Origin of the sequence: Micromonospora coxensis, from assembly GCF_900090295.1 — a bacterium.
Lineage (GTDB): Bacteria > Actinomycetota > Actinomycetes > Mycobacteriales > Micromonosporaceae > Micromonospora > Micromonospora coxensis.
The window spans coordinates 21,808-39,728 of record NZ_LT607753.1 but is presented as its reverse complement, the minus strand read 5'-3'; the positions used below and the strand labels follow the sequence as shown (position 1 = coordinate 39,728).

The 17,921-nt window shown below is 74.3% G+C and carries 17 protein-coding genes and 1 pseudogene; 4 read left to right on the top strand and 14 right to left on the bottom strand.

Annotated elements, in window-relative coordinates:
• Positions 1-82 precede the first annotated feature (82 nt).
• Positions 83-694 carry a TetR/AcrR family transcriptional regulator gene (locus tag GA0070614_RS00190; RefSeq protein ID WP_088974069.1) on the bottom strand — a complete coding sequence of 204 codons (612 nt, stop codon included), beginning with the start codon at positions 692-694 and terminating at the stop codon, positions 83-85.
• 40 nt (positions 695-734) lie between these two features.
• A pseudogene (locus GA0070614_RS00185) lies at positions 735-923 on the bottom strand (acyl-CoA dehydrogenase family protein); the annotation flags it as partial.
• Between the two features lie 235 nt (positions 924-1,158).
• Here GA0070614_RS00185 and GA0070614_RS00180 point away from each other — a divergent pair.
• From GA0070614_RS00180 to GA0070614_RS00170, 3 genes are all read left to right on the top strand, one after another.
• Positions 1,159-2,379 carry an acetyl-CoA C-acetyltransferase gene (locus GA0070614_RS00180; RefSeq protein WP_088979101.1) on the top strand — a complete coding sequence of 407 codons (1,221 nt, stop codon included), beginning with the start codon at positions 1,159-1,161 and terminating at the stop codon, positions 2,377-2,379.
• A gap of 94 nt (positions 2,380-2,473) precedes the next feature.
• Positions 2,474-2,986 (top strand): SigE family RNA polymerase sigma factor, encoded by a 513-nt coding sequence (locus GA0070614_RS00175; RefSeq protein WP_088974068.1) that lies wholly within the window; start codon positions 2,474-2,476, stop codon positions 2,984-2,986.
• An 11-nt stretch (positions 2,987-2,997) separates the two neighbouring features.
• Positions 2,998-4,299 carry a hypothetical protein gene (locus tag GA0070614_RS00170; protein WP_088974067.1) on the top strand — a complete coding sequence of 434 codons (1,302 nt, stop codon included), beginning with the start codon at positions 2,998-3,000 and terminating at the stop codon, positions 4,297-4,299.
• Between the two features lie 82 nt (positions 4,300-4,381).
• On the opposite strand, the gene GA0070614_RS00165 is transcribed toward GA0070614_RS00170, so the two are convergent.
• The 11 genes from GA0070614_RS00165 to GA0070614_RS00115 form a co-directional block, all read right to left on the bottom strand.
• Positions 4,382-4,684: a GNAT family N-acetyltransferase gene (locus GA0070614_RS00165; RefSeq protein WP_088974066.1), complete on the bottom strand. Its 303-nt coding sequence runs from the start codon at positions 4,682-4,684 to the stop codon at positions 4,382-4,384.
• Positions 4,685-4,788: 104 nt separating this feature from the next.
• Positions 4,789-6,369, bottom strand: coding sequence for a DHA2 family efflux MFS transporter permease subunit (locus GA0070614_RS00160; protein WP_088974065.1), 1,581 nt, complete (start codon positions 6,367-6,369; stop codon positions 4,789-4,791).
• A gap of 165 nt (positions 6,370-6,534) precedes the next feature.
• Positions 6,535-7,758: a multidrug effflux MFS transporter gene (locus GA0070614_RS00155; RefSeq protein WP_088979100.1), complete on the bottom strand. Its 1,224-nt coding sequence runs from the start codon at positions 7,756-7,758 to the stop codon at positions 6,535-6,537.
• Between the two features lie 322 nt (positions 7,759-8,080).
• On the bottom strand, positions 8,081-9,364 hold the full coding sequence (locus GA0070614_RS00150) for an ABC transporter substrate-binding protein (protein WP_088974064.1): 1,284 nt from the start codon (positions 9,362-9,364) through the stop codon (positions 8,081-8,083).
• 90 nt (positions 9,365-9,454) lie between these two features.
• Positions 9,455-10,564 (bottom strand): branched-chain amino acid ABC transporter permease, encoded by a 1,110-nt coding sequence (locus tag GA0070614_RS00145; RefSeq protein WP_088974063.1) that lies wholly within the window; start codon positions 10,562-10,564, stop codon positions 9,455-9,457.
• Positions 10,561-11,439 carry a branched-chain amino acid ABC transporter permease gene (locus GA0070614_RS00140; RefSeq protein WP_088974062.1) on the bottom strand — a complete coding sequence of 293 codons (879 nt, stop codon included), beginning with the start codon at positions 11,437-11,439 and terminating at the stop codon, positions 10,561-10,563. Before GA0070614_RS00140 ends, GA0070614_RS00145 begins: the two co-directional genes overlap by 4 nt.
• 27 nt (positions 11,440-11,466) lie before the next feature.
• On the bottom strand, positions 11,467-12,186 hold the full coding sequence (locus GA0070614_RS00135; protein WP_088974061.1) for an ABC transporter ATP-binding protein: 720 nt from the start codon (positions 12,184-12,186) through the stop codon (positions 11,467-11,469).
• Entirely contained in the window at positions 12,183-12,971 is a 789-nt protein-coding gene (locus tag GA0070614_RS00130) for an ABC transporter ATP-binding protein (RefSeq protein WP_088974060.1), read from the bottom strand. Before GA0070614_RS00130 ends, GA0070614_RS00135 begins: the two co-directional genes overlap by 4 nt.
• A gap of 86 nt (positions 12,972-13,057) precedes the next feature.
• Positions 13,058-14,161, bottom strand: a complete 1,104-nt coding sequence (locus tag GA0070614_RS00125) for an acyl-CoA dehydrogenase family protein (RefSeq protein ID WP_088974059.1) — start codon at positions 14,159-14,161, stop codon at positions 13,058-13,060.
• On the bottom strand, positions 14,158-15,315 hold the full coding sequence (locus tag GA0070614_RS00120; RefSeq protein ID WP_231933451.1) for an acyl-CoA dehydrogenase family protein: 1,158 nt from the start codon (positions 15,313-15,315) through the stop codon (positions 14,158-14,160). Before GA0070614_RS00120 ends, GA0070614_RS00125 begins: the two co-directional genes overlap by 4 nt.
• 137 nt (positions 15,316-15,452) lie before the next feature.
• On the bottom strand, positions 15,453-16,292 hold the full coding sequence (locus GA0070614_RS00115) for an alpha/beta hydrolase family protein (protein ID WP_088974058.1): 840 nt from the start codon (positions 16,290-16,292) through the stop codon (positions 15,453-15,455).
• A 287-nt stretch (positions 16,293-16,579) separates the two neighbouring features.
• On the opposite strand from GA0070614_RS00115, the gene GA0070614_RS30025 reads away from it, so the two are divergent.
• Positions 16,580-17,098, top strand: coding sequence for a hypothetical protein (locus tag GA0070614_RS30025; protein ID WP_157744845.1), 519 nt, complete (start codon positions 16,580-16,582; stop codon positions 17,096-17,098).
• Positions 17,099-17,167: 69 nt separating this feature from the next.
• Here GA0070614_RS30025 and GA0070614_RS00105 read toward each other — a convergent pair whose 3' ends face one another.
• Positions 17,168-17,785, bottom strand: coding sequence for a class I SAM-dependent methyltransferase (locus tag GA0070614_RS00105; protein ID WP_088974056.1), 618 nt, complete (start codon positions 17,783-17,785; stop codon positions 17,168-17,170).
• Positions 17,786-17,921 lie beyond the last annotated feature (136 nt).

Sequence of the window (17,921 nt, the reverse complement as noted above, 5' to 3'; positions counted from 1 at the left end):
TCACCCATTGGTAACCAGTTGGAAAGAGGCAGCTGGTTCGCCACGGGCGCAGCGGTGCCGCCGGAGCTCGCCGGGCGAGGAGTCAGCGCGCCGCCGGATCGGCCAGCAGCGCGGCCACCGTACGGGCCATCACCGCCCGGGCGGCGTCCACGCCCAGCCCGAGGCCGTCGCGCAGCATCGACCAGGCCGGCCACATGCTCGCGGCCACCACGGCGTTGACCAACTGCTCCCGGCCCGGTCCGGCCTGTTCCAGCTCGGCGGCGAAGAGCTGCTCGACCTCGTCGCGGACCCGGGCGATGTGCTTGAGGCGGTTGCGGCGCAACTGCGCGGACACCGGTTCGCGCATCTGCGCGGCCCGGGCGGACGGCGCGATGAGCTGCAGGAGCCGGGCCCGCTGCCGGCAGTACGCGTCGACCCGCTTGGCCAGCGGCAGCGCGGGCGAGATCGGCCGGTACGCGGCGTCCTGCTGACGCAGCAGCTCCTCGCCGCTCGCCTCGAACAGCGTCTCCATGTCCTTGAAGTTGGTCCAGAGCGTGCGCAGGGACACCCCGGCCCGCTCGGCGATGCGTTCGCCGGTCGGCCGCAGGTCACCCTCGGAGATGAGCGCGAGATGCGCCTCGACGATGGCCGCCCGGGTGCGTTCGGCCCGGGCGGTCCGTCCGTCGACCCGGCCCGGCGCCTCGACCCTGCCCATCCGTGCCGCCTCCCTCACCACCGTCCTGGTCACGCAGAGTCTAGACGGGCGACGTCGCGCGGGACCGATGCCGGCGCAGCTCCCGGCGGGCCGGTGACTGCCGGTGCACCTCGTCCGGGCCGTCGGCCAGCCGCAGGGCGCGGGCCCGGGCCCCGAGCCGGGCCAGCGGGGTGTCCTGGCCGACGCCCGACGCGCCGTGGGCCTGGATCGCCCGGTCGATGGTCCACTGCTCGGTTCCGCTCCGGGCGCGACCGGCGGCGGCACGGTCGGGGCAGCCCGAGCGCCGGCCGCGACCCGGCCCGACAGCCGACCCTGAATATTCACTTACAGTGCAGATAGTAGGGACCGCCACTCGTCCTCGTCAACGCCGGTGAGAACAACCACTCGCGCCAGGCGTTGACATTGGGGACCGGTAGCCGCACTGTCAGTGCATATATTTCGCTGCCTCCATGGAGGACGTCGCCATGCCGGAAGCCGTCATCGTCGCCGCCGCGCGGTCACCGATCGGACGCGCGAACAAGGGGTCACTGCGCGAGCTGCGCGCCGACGACCTGGCCGCCACGATCGTGCGGGCCGCGCTGGCGCAGGTGCCGATGCTCGACCCCGGCGAGATCGACGACCTCATGCTCGGCTGCGGTCAACCGGCCGGCGAGCAGGGCCACAACCTCGCGCGGGTGGTCGCAACCCTGCTCGACCTCGACCAGCTCCCCGGCACCACGGTCAACCGGTACTGCTCGTCGTCGCTGCAGACCACCCGGATGGCGATGCACGCCATCCGCGCCGGCGAGGGACACGTCTTCGTCTCCGCCGGCGTCGAGTGCGTGTCGCGGTACGGAAACGGCCGCAGCGACGGGCACCCCGGCAGCACCAACGCCGCGTTCACCGGCGCGACGGCCCGCACCGCGTCCCGGGCCGCCGGCGGGGCGCCGCGCTGGCGCGACCCCCGCCTCGACGGTCACCTGCCCGACGTCTACATCGCCATGGGCCAGACCGCCGAGAACGTGGCCCAGCTGCGCGGCGTGTCCCGGCAGCGGCAGGACGAGTTCGCCGTACGGTCGCAGCAACTGGCCGAGAAGGCGATCGCCGACGGCTTCTGGGCCCGCGAGATCACCCCGGTCACCGTGCCCGACGGGGCGGTGGTCGCCGCCGACGACGGGCCGCGTCCCGGCACCACCCTCGACGCGGTCGCCGCCCTCGCACCGGTGTTCCGACCCGACGGCACGGTCACCGCCGGCAACAGCTGCCCGCTCAACGACGGCGCCGCCGCCCTCGTCGTGATGTCCGACGTACGGGCCCGGGAGCTGGGGGTGGCCCCGCTGGCCCGGATCGTCTCCACCGGCCTGTCGGCGCTCTCCCCCGAGATCATGGGGCTCGGGCCGGTCGAGGCGTCCCGGCAGGCGTTGCGCCGCGCCGGCATGTCCATCCGCGACGTCGACCTGGTGGAGATCAACGAGGCGTTCGCCGCGCAGGTGGTGCCGAGCGCGCAGGAGCTGGGCGTCGACTGGGGCCGGCTCAACGTCAACGGCGGCGCCATCGCCGTCGGGCACCCGTTCGGGATGACCGGCGCCCGGATCACCACCACCCTGATCAACTCGCTGCGCTGGCACGACCGGCAGATCGGACTGGCGACGATGTGCGTCGGCGGCGGCCAGGGCATGGCGCTGGTCGTCGAGCGGCTCAGCTGACCCGGACGCACCGCCGAATCAATGTGCGCGACCGGACAACCGGGTGGTCGCCCGCGCCCGTCTGAGGGGTGATGACCAACGGAGGGACGGGGCGATGCGGGATGCTTCGGAGCAGGAGTACGTCGACTACGTCACGGCGCGCATCCCCGCGCTGCGGCGGCTGGCGTACCTCCTGGCCGGCGACGAGCACCGCGCCGACGACCTGGTCCAGCAGACCATCACCACGCTGTACGTGAAGTGGCGCCACGCGCGGGCCGCCGACCGGCTCGACGCGTACGTGCGGACCATGCTGGTGCGCACGTACATCAACGAGCGGCGGCTGGCGTGGACCCGGGTGCGGCTGTTCCGCGACACACCCGAGCCACCGCCGTTCGAGGACGGCGGCGTCGAGGACCGCCAGGTGGTACGGGCGGCGCTGAGCCGGGTGCCCCGCCGGCAGCAGGCCGTGCTGGTGCTGCGGTTCTACTACGACCTGCCGGTCGACGAGGTGGCCGGGATGCTGGGCTGCTCCTCCGGAACGGTCAAGAGCCAGACGTCGCGCGGGCTGGCCACGCTGCGGCGTCTGCTCGGCGAGCGGGAACTGGCCGGATTCTCCGCCACGACGTGAGGAGCAGGACAATGCCATCCGAAATCGAGCTGCTGCGCGCCCTCGACGACGAGCCGCGGACACCGTCGACGGTGGACGTGGCGCAGGCGATCAGCGCCGGACGCCGACGCCGGGCCCGCCGTGGCGCCGGGTACGCGGGCGCGGCGTCGGTGACCGCGCTCGCCGTCGCCGGCGCCTCGGTCGCGGGCGGGCTGGTCGGCGGCGCCCCCTCGCCGACCACGGCGACCGGTGCGCCGCGCAGCACCGCCCCGGCCCCGCCGAAGGCGCCGTACACGATCCCGGGCACCCCCGGCTGGAGCGCGCCGACGGCGACCCCGCCGACCGGCTGCACGCTGCACCGGCTGCCCGCGCCGGACGGCGCGCCGATGGCCCTGGTCTCCGGCGCCGACCCGACCGGCCGGTACGTCGTCGGGCGCGCGTACCCGCGCGGCGGCGGCTACCAGGCCGTCATCTGGCACGACGGCGCGGCGCGCAAGGTGATGCTCCCCGGCGACCTGGAGGAGTCGCTGCAGGACGTCAACTCGACGGGCACCGCGGTCGGCTGGAGCTACGTCGGGGGCAGCGAGGCCGACACCGGCCCGGTCCCCTACGTCTACCAGGGCGGCAGGGTGTCACCGTTGCCGGGTGTGCGGCGCGGGTCGGCGTACGCGATCAACGACGCCGGGGCCATCGTGGGTGACGACGACTCCCGCCGGGCGGTGCTGGTCTGGCCGTCGGCGACGGCGAAGCCGATCCGGCTGCCGCTGCCCGCCGGGGCGTCGGAGGCCGAGGCCGGCGACATCGACGAGGACGGCACGGTGGTCGGCACCGTCGACCGGGGCCGACCGTACGTCTGGTTCCCGGACGGCACCCACCGCGAGCTGGCGATGCCGCGGGTCGACGGCGGGCCGGCCGCGGGGGCGCGGGTCTTCAGCATCCGCAACGGCTGGGCGACCGGCCTGGCCGGCGCGCTCGACGGGCGCGGGTCGACGGCCGACCCGGCCGGCTCGACGGGCCCCGGCACGGCGGCCAGGAGCCAGCGGACGGCGGCGGTGCGGTGGAACGTCCGCACCGGCGAGGTGCGGATCTTCGAGAACCTGGAGCCCTACCCGAACACGGTCAACGCGCAGGGCTGGCAGATCGGCACGGACACCCGGAAGCGGGCGGTGCTCGTCACCGACGACGCCACGGTGGTGCTGCCGGCGCTGGCCGACGGCGAGCCGACCGGGGTGTCCACCATCGCGACGACGGTCAGCGACGACGGGCGCACCGTCGGCGGGCAGTCGGACGACGCGACGGGCACCATCCAGGCCGTCGTGTGGCGCTGCCACTGACCGCGCCCGGCGCGTCGTCCGTGGCGGCCGGGACGGCGCGTCGGGTCGGCCCGGGCGGGTCGGCCCGGGTGTCGCAGCCGGGCTACTTCACCTTCCGCGTCGACCGGGCGACGATGCCGTCGTACTCCGGGTGCTTGCCGAGCCATTCGCTGATGAACGGGCAGATCGGCACGACGGTCCGGCCTCTGGCCCGGGCGTCGTCGAGCACCGCGCGGGCCAACGTCGAGCCGACCCCTCGCCCCTCGAACTCGGCGCCCACCTCGGTGTGCGTGTAGGCGATGATGGCGCCGGTCAGCTGGTAGGTGACCAGTCCGGCCAGCGCGCCGGTCTCGTCGCGCGCCTCGAAGCGCTCCCGCTCCGGCACGTCTGTCACGGTGAACTGCATGGCGCCATCCCATCACGGCCGCCTCCACCCCGACATCGGGCAGGGCGGACGGGCGACGGCCGGTCGGGCCGCCGGGGTGATTCCCGGCGGCCCGACCGTCGGTGTCAGTGCAGGGCGACGGGGACGGCCGCCTTCTCCGGCTGGTCGTCGAGCAGGTGCGACGGCTCGCGGCGGCGGGGCAGGAACGCGGCCGGGATGAACGTCACCAGCACCAGCGCGAATCCGACCCAGAAGGTGGTGGCGAACGAGTCGGCGGCGAAGTCCAGGCCCCGCTCGATCAGCGACGGCTCGACCGGGAACTGCTGGAGCAGCTCCGGCTGCTGCTGGACGGCGATGGCCAGGCCGGCCTCGGTCAGCGGGTTGCCGGTGGGGTCGGTCGCGCCGGGGATCTGCCGGGAGCCGTTCAGCTCGTTGGTCAGGATCACCGACATGACCGCGGCCCCGACGGACCCGCCGATCTGCTGGATGATGTTGACCAGGGTGGAGCCCCGGGCCACGTCGTGCGACTGCAGGGTCTTCAGCGCCGAGGTCATGACCGGCATCATGGTGCCGCCCATGCCCAGCCCCATGACGAACAGCGAACCGCAGAGCAACAGGTACGACGTGTTCGGGTCGACCTGGGTGAAGGTGAAGAACCCGACGGCGATGAGCGCCAGCGCGAACGGCACCGTGCGGCCGACGGGGACCCGGTCGGCCAGCATCCCGGCGATCGGCATCGTCACCATCGCGCCGATGCCCTGTGGGGCCATCAGCAGGCCGGCGGTCAGCGTGGACTCGCCGCGGATCTGCAGGAAGTAGCTCGGGAAGAGCAGGCCGGCGCCCATGAAGGCGATGATGAAGACGAACAGGGTCACCGTCGCCACGGTGAGGTTGCGGTTGGTGAACAGCCGCAGGTCCAGCAGTGGGTGCCGGGGCTTGAACGAGTACAGCACGAACCCGATCACGAGGGCGGCGCCGATCAGCATCGGCACCCACACCTCGGTGTCGGTGACGGTGCCGGTCTCCGGCAGCGTGGAGATGCCGTAGAGGAACAGGGCGAGTCCCGGCGAGAGCATCAGCATGCCGAGGAAGTCGAACGACTCGGACGGTTCGGGAGCGTCCTTCGGTAGTGCCAGCGCGGCGTAGACCAGACCGATGGCGCCGATCGGCAGGTTGATCAGGAAGATCCAGTGCCAGCTCGCGGTGTCGATCAGCCAGCCGCCGAGGATCGGCCCGCCGATGGGCCCGAGCAGCATCGGGATGCCGAGCACGGCCATCAGCCGGCCGATGCGGTGCGGCCCGGCCGCCCGGGTCATGATCGTCATGCCGAGCGGCATGAGCATGCCGCCGCCGAGGCCCTGCAGCACCCGGTAGCCGATCAACTGCCCGATCGTGTCGGCGGTGGCGCACAGCCCGGACCCGAGCGTGAACAGGACCAGCGCGATCATGTAGAGCCGCTTGGTGCCGAACCGGTCGGCGGCCCAGCCGCTGAGCGGGATCACGGTGGCCAGCGCGAGCGTGTAGGCGGTCATCGTCCAGGCGACCTCGGCGTAGGTCGCGTTGAACTCGCGCTGGAACGTCGGCAGGGCGACGCTGACGACGGTCACGTCGAGGATCGACATGATCGCGCCGAGAACGACGACCCCTGCCACCTTGAGGACCGCGGCGTCGAGTTTGTCGGACGTCGCGATGGGTTGGTCTGTCACGAAATCTCCTGAATCCCCGTGCCGGCCGGCCCCCGCCGACCGGACTCCGCCCCTGTCACAGCGCCGACATCGAGTGCGCCAGCGGGGCCCGCAGGCACCCTAGCGGGCCGCACCGACGTTCGGCGTCCGGTTTCCCGAGTGTCGAACGCGAGCCGGTCACGGCCCTCAGTGCGCCGCCACGACCACCACGTCCGGCTCGAGGTCGGCGAGCCGACCCGGCCGTACGACCACCAGCAGGACCGCCGTCGACGCCACCATGCCGCCGGCGACGACGAGCGCCATCGCGACCGCGCCGGTGCCCAGCACCCCCACCAGGGGCGCGGCCAGCGCGCCGACGCCGAACTGCACCGCGCCGAGCAGCGCGGAGGCGGTGCCGGCCGCCTCCCCGTGGCGGGACAGCGCCAGCGCGGGCGCGTTGGGCATGGCGAGGCCGGTCGCGGCGAGCACCACCCACAGCGGAACCAGCAGGCTCGGCAGCCCGCCGAGGCCGGTCGCGGCGACGGCGAGCAGCGCGAGGCCGGCCACGGTCCCCACGGCCAGCGCGGTGACCAGGATCCGCTGCGGCGGGTGCCGGCGCAGCAGCCGTACGTTGAACTGGGTCGCGGCGATCAGCCCGACCGCGCCGGCGCCGAAGGCGAGGCCGAACTGCTGCTCGTCGAGGCCGTACTGCTCCTGCAGCACGAACGACGACCCGGCGACGTAGGCGAACAACGCCGCCATGGCCAGCCCGGCGACCAGGACCAGGCCCACGAACGTGCGGTCACGCAGCAGCGCGCCGTACACGGTCAGCGTGGCGGTCACGCCGCCGCGCCGGCGTCGCGCGGGTGGCAGCGTCTCGGGCAGACCGAGCGCGGCGACCACGACGAGCAGCACGCCGAAGGCGGCCAGGGCCGCGAACACGCCGCGCCAGTCCGTCCAGCGCAGCAGCGCGCCACCGAGGGTCGGCGCGAGGATCGGGGCCGCGCCCATGACCAGCAGCAGCCGGGAGAGCAGCGTGGCGAAGGCCGCGCCGCTGAACAGGTCGCGCACCACGGCCATCGCGACCACCGAGGCGGCGGCGATGCCGAGGCCCTGCACCACCCGCAGGCCACCGAGCACCGCGACGTTCGGTGCGACGGCGCAGAGCAGGGACGCCACCACGTGCAACGCGATGCCGGCGATCAGCGGCGTACGGCGACCGACGGCGTCGGAGAGCGGACCGATCAGCAACTGCCCGACGGCCAGCCCCGCCAGCGTTCCGGTCAGGGTCAGCTGCACCGCCGCCGAGGTGGTGTGGAAGTCGGCGACGATCGCCGGGAGCGCGGGCAGGTACATGTCGATGGTGAGCGGGCCCACCGCGATCAGCGAGCCCAGCACGAGGACCAGGCGCAGGCGCTGCCGGCGGCTCATCAGGTCACCCGGCGCGGCGGGAGCGGCCGGGGCGTCGACGGTGGCGGTCATCGGATCGGCTCCGGACCGCGGAGCAGCCGGGCGGGGAACGGTGTGCACGTCACGTCCCACACCGAACCCCGGACGTGCCGATCTGATTCCCGCCCGCCCGGGAGGCAGTGCAGATCACAGTGCGGCGCGGCGCGGTCCGGCCACCGGTGCCTCCCGGTCACCGGCGGGCCCGGGCCTCGGCGTCGGCGGCCGGCCGGGCGAACCAGGCGCACGTCGGCGCGGTCACGGCGGGCCGTGACCGCGCCCGGCGGTGCGGACGGTGGGTGGCCGGTCAGGAGGCGGTGGGGATGCCGTTGGCGGGCGGGGCCGCCGGCACCACCGGGTACTCCCGCACCGGGCCGTCGGCCTCGTCGGTCTCGAACGTCGGCCCGAAGTAGCTCTGCACTCCCCCGGTGACCCTGGTCAGGCGCTGCCCGCCGTACCCGGAGTGGTCGGTGCTGGAGTAGCGCAGGGGCGCCAGGCCGGGGCCCTGGTAGCCGCCCCTGCTGACCGCGTCGAGCACCTTCTCGCGGGTGAGGTCCTTGCCCGCGGCCTGGAGCACCTGCACGAAGAGGTAGCCGACCGCCATGCCGTACACGACGTTGCCGTCGAACGGGGCGTCGCCGTTGTGCTCCTTGTTGATCTTGAGGAAGAGCTGGGTCCACGGGTTCGCCGTGTCGTTCTGCATGGGCAGGTAGTTGGCGCCGATCATGCCCTCCAGCAGCGGGGCGGCGGCGCCGAGCTGCTTGGCCAGGGTCGGGTGGTCGGCGCCGACGTTGGAGACCACCCACTGCGGCCGGAAGCCCAGCCGGGCGGCGGTGCCGATGGACAGCGCGGTGAAGCCGGGCACGGTGGCGAGGATGACGACCTGGCAGCCGGCGGCCTTGAAGGCGCCGATCTGCGGCGCCAGGTTGGTGTTGCTGGTGACGTACGTCTGCCGGGTCGCGACCCCGCCGGCGCCGAGCACCTTCTCCACCCCGGCGAGGCTGTCGCGGCCGAAGTCGTCGTCCTGGCCGAGGAAGCAGACCTTGCGGCCGGGCAGGTCGGTCTTGACGTGGTTGGCCAGAATCTTGCCCTCGACGGTGTAGTCCGGGTTGAAGCCGAAGGTGCCCGGATACGTCTCGGGCTGGTCCCAGCTGCGGCTGCCGGAGGCGACGAAGAGGTCGGGCACCCGGTTGCTCTTGAGGAAGTCGAGCACGCCGCTGTGGGTGGGCGTGCCGAGGCCGTTGAGGATGGCGAAGACCTTGTCCTGCAGGACCAACTGCCGGACCACCTGCTGGGTGTTGGCCGGGTTGTACCCGTCGTCCATGATCTTGTAGGTGATCTTCCGGCCGTGCACCCCGCCGTTGGCGTTGACGTAGTCGAAGTACGCCTTGGTCGCCGGGGCGATCTTGGAGTAGCCGGCCGAGGCCGGTCCGGTCAGCGGCATGTGGGTGCCGACGACGATCTCGTCGGCCGTGACACCGGGGACCCGGGCGCCGGAGCCGGCGTCGGAGCCCTCGCCGCAACCGGCGGCGGTGACGAGCAGGGTGACGGCGGTGGCGATCGCGAGACCGCGTCGTACGGGACGGGACATGGGACACCGACCTTTCTCGGTCCGGTTCTTCGGTGGTGGGGGGTGGAGCGGCGGCCGGTGTTCCGGCCACCCGGGGGACAGCGCGGCAGGTCAGCGGCGGGTCCGCCACCGGGCGCGCAGCAGCCGTCCGGGACGCGACAGCAGGCCCTGCACGCCGCCGGGCGCGGCGATCATGACGACGATCAACGCGATGCCGAACAGCGCCAGCGGGAGGTTGCCCTCCATCCGTTGCGCCACCGCGGGCGGGAGGGTGAGCGACTCGGTCAGGGTGTGCGTCAGGTCGGGCAGGGCGACCAGCAGCACGGCGCCCCACACCGCCCCGGCGAGGCTGCCGAGCCCGCCGATGACGACCGCCATGACCAGGAAGAGCGACAGCGTCAGCGAGAACGCGCCGGGTGACGCGCTCTGCGCGAGCACCGCGAGCAGGCCGCCGCCCAGACCGGCGGCGCCGGCGCTGACCACGAAGGCGAGGACCTGGGTACGGGCGACGTGGATGCCGGCGAGGCGGGCGGCCACCTCGTCGTCGCGTACCGCCCGGAAGGTGCGGCCGAAGCGGCTGCGCACGAGGTTGCCCAGTAGCAGCAGGGCGAGCAGGGTGGCCGCCCCGGTGACCCAGAGCTGCCACCGCTCGTACGGGAAGTACGGCCCGAGGGCCGCCGGGGGCGGCTCGACGGGGACACTGAGGCCCTGTTCGCCGTTGAACACCCCGTCGAAGGTGACGGTCAGCGCCGGCACGACGATCGCGACGGCCAGCGTGACGCCGGCGAGGTACGGGCCGCGCAGCCGGGCCGCGGCGACCCCGATGACCGCGCCGAGCGCGACGGTGACCAGCACCGCCACCAGCAGGGAGACGGCGAGCGTCCAGCCCGCGAGGACCGACCGGTCGACGAACGCGTTCTGGCAGAAGGCGACGGTGTACGCGCCGGTCGCCATCAGCGCGCCGTGCCCCAGCGAGAGCTGGCCGTTGAGTCCGGTGAGGACGGTCAGCCCGGCGGTGGCGCACAGGTAGGCGGCCACGGTGGCGAGCTGGAAGGTGCGGAACGGCTCCAGCCCGTAGCTGACGGCCACCAGCAGGATCGCGGCGGCGGCGGTGAGGGCGAGGTGGCGCAGCAGGGTCGAGCCGCCGCGCTCGTCGTACCCGGCCGGGGTGTCGGCGGCGACCCGGCCGGCCGGTGGGGCCGCGGCCCGGGTGGCGCTCACACCTGCCTCGCGGTGACCGGGGCGAACAGGCCGGCGGGGCGGACCAGCAGCACCGCCAGCAGCAGCGCGAGCACCGCGAGGGGGGTGAGGTCGCTGCCGGCGTAGCCGCTGACGTAGGAGAGCAGCAGCCCGACCAGCAGCCCGCCGACGACGGCGCCGGGTGGGCTGTCCAGCCCGCCGACGACGGCGCCGGTGAACGCCGACACGAAGACCAGGTCCATCGCGTGCGGGTGCAGGCCGAGTTCGGTGGGGATGATCAGCATGCCGGCCAGGGCGCCGACTCCGGAGGCGAGCGCCCAGCCGAGGGTGAGCATGCCGCCGACCTTGACCCCGAGCAGCCGGGACACCTCGGGGGCGAAGGCCGAGGCCCGCATCCGCAGGCCGATCGCGGTACGGGTGAAGGTCCAGGCGAGGGCGACGACCACCGCGGCGACGGTGGCGACGACGAACAGGTCGTACGGGGAGCCGACGGCGAGGCCGCCGACGGTCAGGGCGGAGCGGGAGAAGGGCGGCTCGGCGGGGCGGAACTCGTTGCCGTAGATCATGCCCAGGACGGCCTGGATCAGCAGCACCAGGCCGAGCGCGACGATCACCGGGTTGAGCGGGGAGCGGTGGTCGACGAAGCGCATGACGGCCAGGTCGACAACGGTGCCGAGGAGCAGTCCGGCGGCGATCGCGGCGAGGAACCCGAGCCAGTAGGAGCCGGTGGACGTGGACACGCTGTAGGCCACGTAGACGGCGGCGACGGCCATCGCGCCCTGGGCGAAGTTGACGATGCGGGCGGCCCGCCAGATGAGCACCAGGGACAGCGCGAACGCGGCGTAGACCGCACCTCTCGACAGGCCGTCGAGGGTGAGGAAGAGGAAGCGGTCCAACGGTCCTCCCTCCGGGGGACGGGGTGGTCAGAAACCGAGGTAGGCGTGGCGCAGGTCGTCGTCGTCCCGCAGCCGGGCGGCGGGGGCGGTGTGCACGACCCGGCCCAGGGACATCACCACGCCCTGGTCGGCGACGGAGAGCGCGCTGCGCACGTTCTGTTCGACGAGCAGGACGGTCAGGCCGGTGCTGTCACGCAGCCGGCGCAGCAGGGCCATGGTCTGGGCGACGACCCGTGGGGCGAGGCCGAGCGAGGGCTCGTCGAGCAGCAGCAGGCGGGGGCGCCCGACGAGCGCCCGGCCGAGGGCGAGCATCTGCCGCTCGCCGCCGGAGAGTTGGTGGCCGTGGTGCCGTCGTCGCCGCACCAGCGGCTCGAAGAGCTGGTAGACCTCGTCGAGGGCGCGCCGGGCGTCGGCGCGGTCGCGGCGCCACAGTCCGCCGAGGCGCAGGTTCTCGTCCACGGTCAGCTCGCCGATCACGCCGCGTCCCTCGGGCACGTGGGCCACGCCGCGCCGGACGAGCTGTTCCACCGGGGTGCCGCGCAGGTCCGCGCCGTCGAGGACGATCCGCCCGGCGGCGGGGCGCAGCGTCCCGGACAGGGCGCGCAGCAGGGTGGTCTTGCCGGCGCCGTTGGCCCCGACGACGGCGGTGATGCTGCCGCGCGCGACGGTCAGGTCGACCCCGTGCAGCACCGCGCCCGCCCCGTAGCCGGCCACCAGCCCTCGGACGGTGAGCAGGTCGTCGCTCATGCGGCGCTCTCCTCGTCGACGGCGGCGCCGAGGTAGGCGTCGGCGACCGCCGGGGCGTCCCGGATCTCGTCGGGAGCGCCGGTGGCGATGACCCGTCCGAAGTCGAGCACCACGATCTCGTCGCAGACCGACATGACCAGGTCCATGTGGTGTTCCACCAGCAGCACCGCGCAGGGGTGCTCGTCGCGTCGGGGCAGGTGCCGGATCAGCTCGGCCAGCTCGGCGATGTCGGTGGCGCCGAGGCCGCCGGCGGGTTCGTCGAGCAGGAGCAGCCGGGGGCGGGCGGCGAGCGCGCGGGCCAGGGCGACGCGTTGGCGTACGGCGAAGGGCAGGGTGCCGGGCGCGGCGTGGGCGTGCCCGGCGATGCCCAGCTCGTCGAGGATGCCGAGGGCGTGTCGGCGCAGCCGCCGCTCGTCGCGGTCGCTGCCGGGCAGGGCGAACAGGGCGGAGAGGAAGCCGGCCCGGGCGGTGCAGTCCGCGCCGGCCATGACGTTCTCCAGCACGGTGAGGCCGGCGAAGAGCCCGGTGCCCTGCAGGGTGCGGGCGATGCCGAGGCGGGTCAGCCGGTGGGGTCGGGGACGCAGCGGCGCGCCGTCGAGGCTCAGCGCGCCCGAGTCGGGCGTGACGAAGCCGCAGATGACGTTGAACAGGGTGGTCTTGCCGGCGCCGTTGGGGCCGATCACGCCCACCACGGCGCCGGAGGGCACCCGCAGCGACACGTCGTCGAGGGCGGTGAGGCCGCCGAAGCGCACCCCGATGTGGTGCAGTGCGAGTCCTTGCTCCATCACCCGTCCCTCGCCCAGACGATCATTATTTGCACTGCCAGTGTACGTTTCCGCGGTGCGCGGTCAATACCTTCGATGCCTCGTCGTCACGGGCCCGGTACCGGCCCGGGCAGCGTGGCCAGCCGGGCCAGCACGCCGCGGTGGCGGTCGGCGGTGCCGAACGCGACCGCGCTGCTCTTGGCCCGCTTCAGGTACAGGTGCGCCGGGTGCTCCCAGGTGAAGCCGATGCCGCCGTGCAACTGCACGCAGGTCTCCGCGGCGCGCACCGCGACCTCCGCGCAGTGGGCCTGGGCCAGCGACGCCGCCAGGGCCGTCTCGGGGTGGTCGGCGGCGAGGCGGTCGGCCGCGTGCCGGGCCACCGCGCGGGCCTCGGAGACCTCCACCCAGACGTCGGCCAGCCGGTGCTTGACCGCCTGGAAGGAGCCGATCGGCCGGCCGAACTGACGCCGGAGCCGGACGTACTCGACCGTCGTGTCCAGACACCACTGGGCCACCCCGACCTGTTCGGAGGCGAGCAGCGCCGCGCCGGCGACCAACGCGTCGGTCACCGCGTCCGTGGCCGCCGGCCCGGTGGAGATCCGCCGCCCCGGCGCGCGGGTGAGCACGATGTCGGCCAGCGGCCGGGTGCCGTCGAGCGAGACCACCGGCGTCATCCGCACGCCCGGGTCGTCCGCCTCGACCGCGTACAGCCCGTCGTCGGCGGGGACGAGCAGCACCTCGACCGGGAGGGCGTCGGCGACGCCGGTCACCGCGCCGGAGAGCACCGGGCCGCCGGCCACCGCGACCGCGTGCGGCGGCGCGTCGGGACCGGCGGCGACGGAGACCGCCAGCGCGGCGGCGCGCCGCCCGGTGGCGAGCTGCCCGAGCAGCTCGGCGTCGCCGCAGCGCAGCAGGGCCCGGGTCGCCACCGCGGCGCTGCCGAGGTACGGCACCGGCGCGACCGCCCGGCCCAGCTCCTCCAGCACGACGGCCACCTCGCGGAAGCCGGCGCCCGCGCCGCCGTGCTCCGTGGGCACCGCCAGACCGGCCGCGCCGAGCCGGCCGGCCAGCCGCGCCCACAGACTCCTGTCGTACGGCTCGTCGCCGTCGACGCGGGCGAGCGTGCGGTCGAGGGGCGCGTGGGCGGTGAGCAGCGCCCGGACGCTGGCCCGCAGCGCCTCCTCGGCGTCGTCGTAGCGCAGGTCGGTCATCGCTCGGCCCGCGGTTCGGCCGGCAGGCCCAGCACCCGCTCGGCGATGACGGTGCGCAGGATCTCGGAGGTGCCACCCTCGATCGAGTTGCCCCGGGCCCGCAGGTAGCGGTAGGCGGCGGTGCGGCCGAGCAGGTCGGGTTCCTCCGGTCGGCGCATCGCCCAGTCGTCGTGGCGCAGCCCCTGCTCCCCCAGCAGCTCCACCTCCAGCCCGCTGATCCGCTGGGCCAGGTCGGCGAAGGAGAGCTTGACCGCGGATCCCTCCGGCCCGGGTTCCCCGGCGGCGAGCTGCTGACGCAGCCGCAGCGCGGTCAGCCGGGCCGCCTCGGCGCGTACCCACACCCGCAGGACCTCGGCGTGCAGGCCGGCAGTACGCAGCTCGGGGCGCTCGCGCCAGAGGCGGGTCAGTACGCCGATCATGCCGCCCTCGCGGGGCAGCGGTCGACCGCCGATGGCGACCCGCTCGTTCATCAGGGTGGTCCGGGCGACCCGCCAGCCGTCGTCGACGGCGCCCACCCGCAGGGCGTCCGGCAGCCGGACATCGGCGAGGAAGACCTCGTTGAACTCCGCCTCGCCGGTGAGCTGGCGCAGCGGTCGCACCTCGACGCCGGGGGCGGTCATGTCGCAGACGAAGTAGGTGATCCCCCGGTGCTTCGGGGCGTCCGGGGCGGTCCGGGCGAGCAGGATGCCCCACCGCGCGCGGTGCGCCATGGATGTCCACACCTTCTGCCCGGTGACCACCCAGTCGTCGCCGTCGCGCACGGCGCGGGTGCGCAGCCCGGCGAGGTCGGAGCCGGCGTCCGGCTCGCTGAACAGCTGGCACCAGATCTCCTCGCCGGACCACAGCGGACGCAGGAACCGCTGCCGCTGCGCCGGGGTGCCGTGCCGCAGCAGGGTGGGCGCCGCCATGCCGAGTCCGATGCTGTTGCGCCGGGGCCGGTTGTCCGGCGCGCCGGCCCGGGCGAAGGCCTCGTCGACCACCGGTTGCAGGTGCCGGGGCGCGGCCAGCCCGCCGAGTCCGACCGGGAAGTCGACCCGGGCCAGGCCGGCGTCGAACCGGGCGCGGAGGAAGTCGGTGCGCGCACCGCCGGGGTCGTGGCGGGACAGGAACGCGGCGACGAGCCCGCGCAGGCCGTCGGCGGTGTGGTCGGGCACCCGCGCCTCCTCAATGAATTTGCACTGACAGTGCATCATATGGCGATCCCGGCACGCCACGAAAGCCGTCCGGACCGTCGCGCCGACGCCGCACGCGGGTCGGGGCGGCCGCGCCTGGCGGCCGCCCCGGGTCGCGGTCAGTAGCTCGGGCAGGTGTTGCGGTACTCCTGGATCTCGAAGCCGCTCGGCCCTGGGCAGAGGAACTGCTCGTAGCGGGTGTCGTTGTCGACGAAGCGCTTCAGCCAGGCCACCATCTGCTTGGCCGTCGGCGTGTTCACCGTCTGCGGGAAGAAGTGGCTCGCGCCGTTGAGCTCCAGGTACGCCTTCTCCGACGAGGCCGGGATGCTGCTGTAGAACGGCTCCGAGTGCGAGGAGACCGGGGCGATGCTGTCGCTCTCGCCGCCGATGATCAGCGTCGGCACCCGTACGTCGGACCAGGTCTTGTCCAGGTTCCACGGCGCCAGCGGCACGGCGGCCTGCAACGAGGGCCGGGCGACGGCGGCCTCCAGGCTGCCGCCACCTCCCATCGAGTGCCCGGCCACGGCCAGCCGGGTGCCGTCGATCCGACCGCGCACCGAACTGCGCTCGACCAGGTAGTCGAGCGCGGCGAGCAGCTGCCGGCCCCGGCTGTCCGGCTGGTCCAGGCGGCTGTTGGTCTCGATGCCGATGACCACGAACCCGTGCGAGGCGATGCGCGGACCGAGCCAGCTGATGCTGGACCAGGCGGCGGTGTAGCCGGGCGAGATGGCGATGGCGCCGAAGGTGCCCTCGCTGGTGCTGGTCGGGTAGTAGATGACGCCGCCGCCGAAGCCGGTGACGCTCCACGACGAGACGCTCTGCGAGGAGGTGGCGAAGGGGCCGCGGCTGGCCTCCAGGATGGCGCTGGTCGGGGCGGGACCCCGCTCGTACGGGTTCTCCGCCGCCTGGGCGCCGGGCGAGGTGGCCAGGACGCCACCGGCGGCCAGGACTGCCGCCATAGCCAGCCCGGCCACGGTACGGACGGCGGAGCGGGGGCGGGTGGTGGTGGGTGATCGCACGTCGGATACTCCCTGCTGGCGTGGAGTGGTATCGATGTGCGTCAGTCTTCGGCGGCGACCACCGGTCGCGCATCGGCAAAATCACCAGTCCCGGCCGGCAGCCCCCGAGCTGGACACCTCCGTCGTCGTGCGGCGGCTCGACCTAGGATCGTGCGAGCCCCGCGGACCCACCCGGCGGGCGGAACGACTCCCGGTCCGGCAGCGGGTCGGGTGCGAAGGTGGCGCGGATGAGCAGGGACGACGAGGTGCTGCACTCCCTCGACCACTACGAGACGGCGCTGCTACGGGTCTCGGCCGACTTCCGGTCGCGGGGCGCCGCGGTCGAGCCGACCGGCGTGCGGCTCGACACGCTGGACGCCATCCTCGTCGCCTACCGCGTCGCCGGTGGGGGCGGCCCGCACGCCGCCGCCGGTGGAGGCGGTCCGCACGCCGTCGCCGGTGGAGGCGGCGCGCACGCCGTCGCCGGTGGGGGCGGTCCGCACGCCGTCGCCGGTGGGGGCGGTCCGCACGCCGTCGCCGGTGGGGGCCGCTCGGGCGCCGTCGGCGCCCTGCCGATGGTGAGGACCGTCGAGGAAGCCGTCGTCGCCCTCGCCGACATCCTTCAGGAGAAGGCGCTGGAGGAGGGTGACACGGCATGGCCGGGCTGCCGGCCGGGCCACCCGCATCCGCCGACGCCACGCCTGTCGGGCGGGACGGCGGTCTGGTCCTGCCCGAGGGACGCGGGGACGCTCAGCGGCATCGGGTGAGCCGAGGCTCCGGCCCGCGGTGCCGCGTCCAGGTCGCCCTGCTCACCGGTGCCGCCGTCGCCCCGGCCGTCAGGCCGGTCGCCGGGCGGCGAGGCGTTCGACCACGCCGCGGGCGAACCGCTCGTGCTTCTCGATGTGCAGGCCGGCCGCCGCCACGTGGGTGATCGGGCGGCGTCGGAAGTGCTCGCCGGCGGCCGGGACGCTGACCAGTTCGAGGAGGCGCTGGACGGCGCGGATCGGCCGGGTGGCGCCGACCACGTGGTCGGCCAGCAGGAGCAGCCCACCGGGGCGCAGCACCCGGATCATCTCGGCGACGGCCCGCTGGTCGTCGGGGATCGCGCAGAGCGAGAGCGTGCAGACGACGGAGTCGAAACTGGCGTCGGGGAACTCCAACCGGTGCGCGGTGCCCAGGCGCAGGTCCACCTCGCGGCCGAGTTCGGCGGCCCGCCGTCGGGCGATCTCCAGCATCCGGGGGCTCAGGTCCACGCCGGTGAGGCGCACGTCGGCGGCGTAGTACGGCAGGTTCCGCCCGGTGCCGACCGCGACCTCCAGGGTGTCGCCGGTGGCCTGGCGGCCGATCCAGGCTCGGGTGTCGCGCAGGAAGCGGCGCTCGAGCAGGTTCATCTGCCGGTCGTAGCCGGCGGCGTGCCGGTCCCAGACCCGGCGCTGCTTCTCGTCGGCGCTCATGACGGCGACGATAGGTCACCCCGACCACCCGCACCGGCCGATCCGCGCCGCCACCCCTGCTGCTCCCGCCCGTCGACCCCGGCGTCGGGGCGGCGCACTCCACGCCGCGCGCCACCGCGGAGGTGCACGCCGGCCG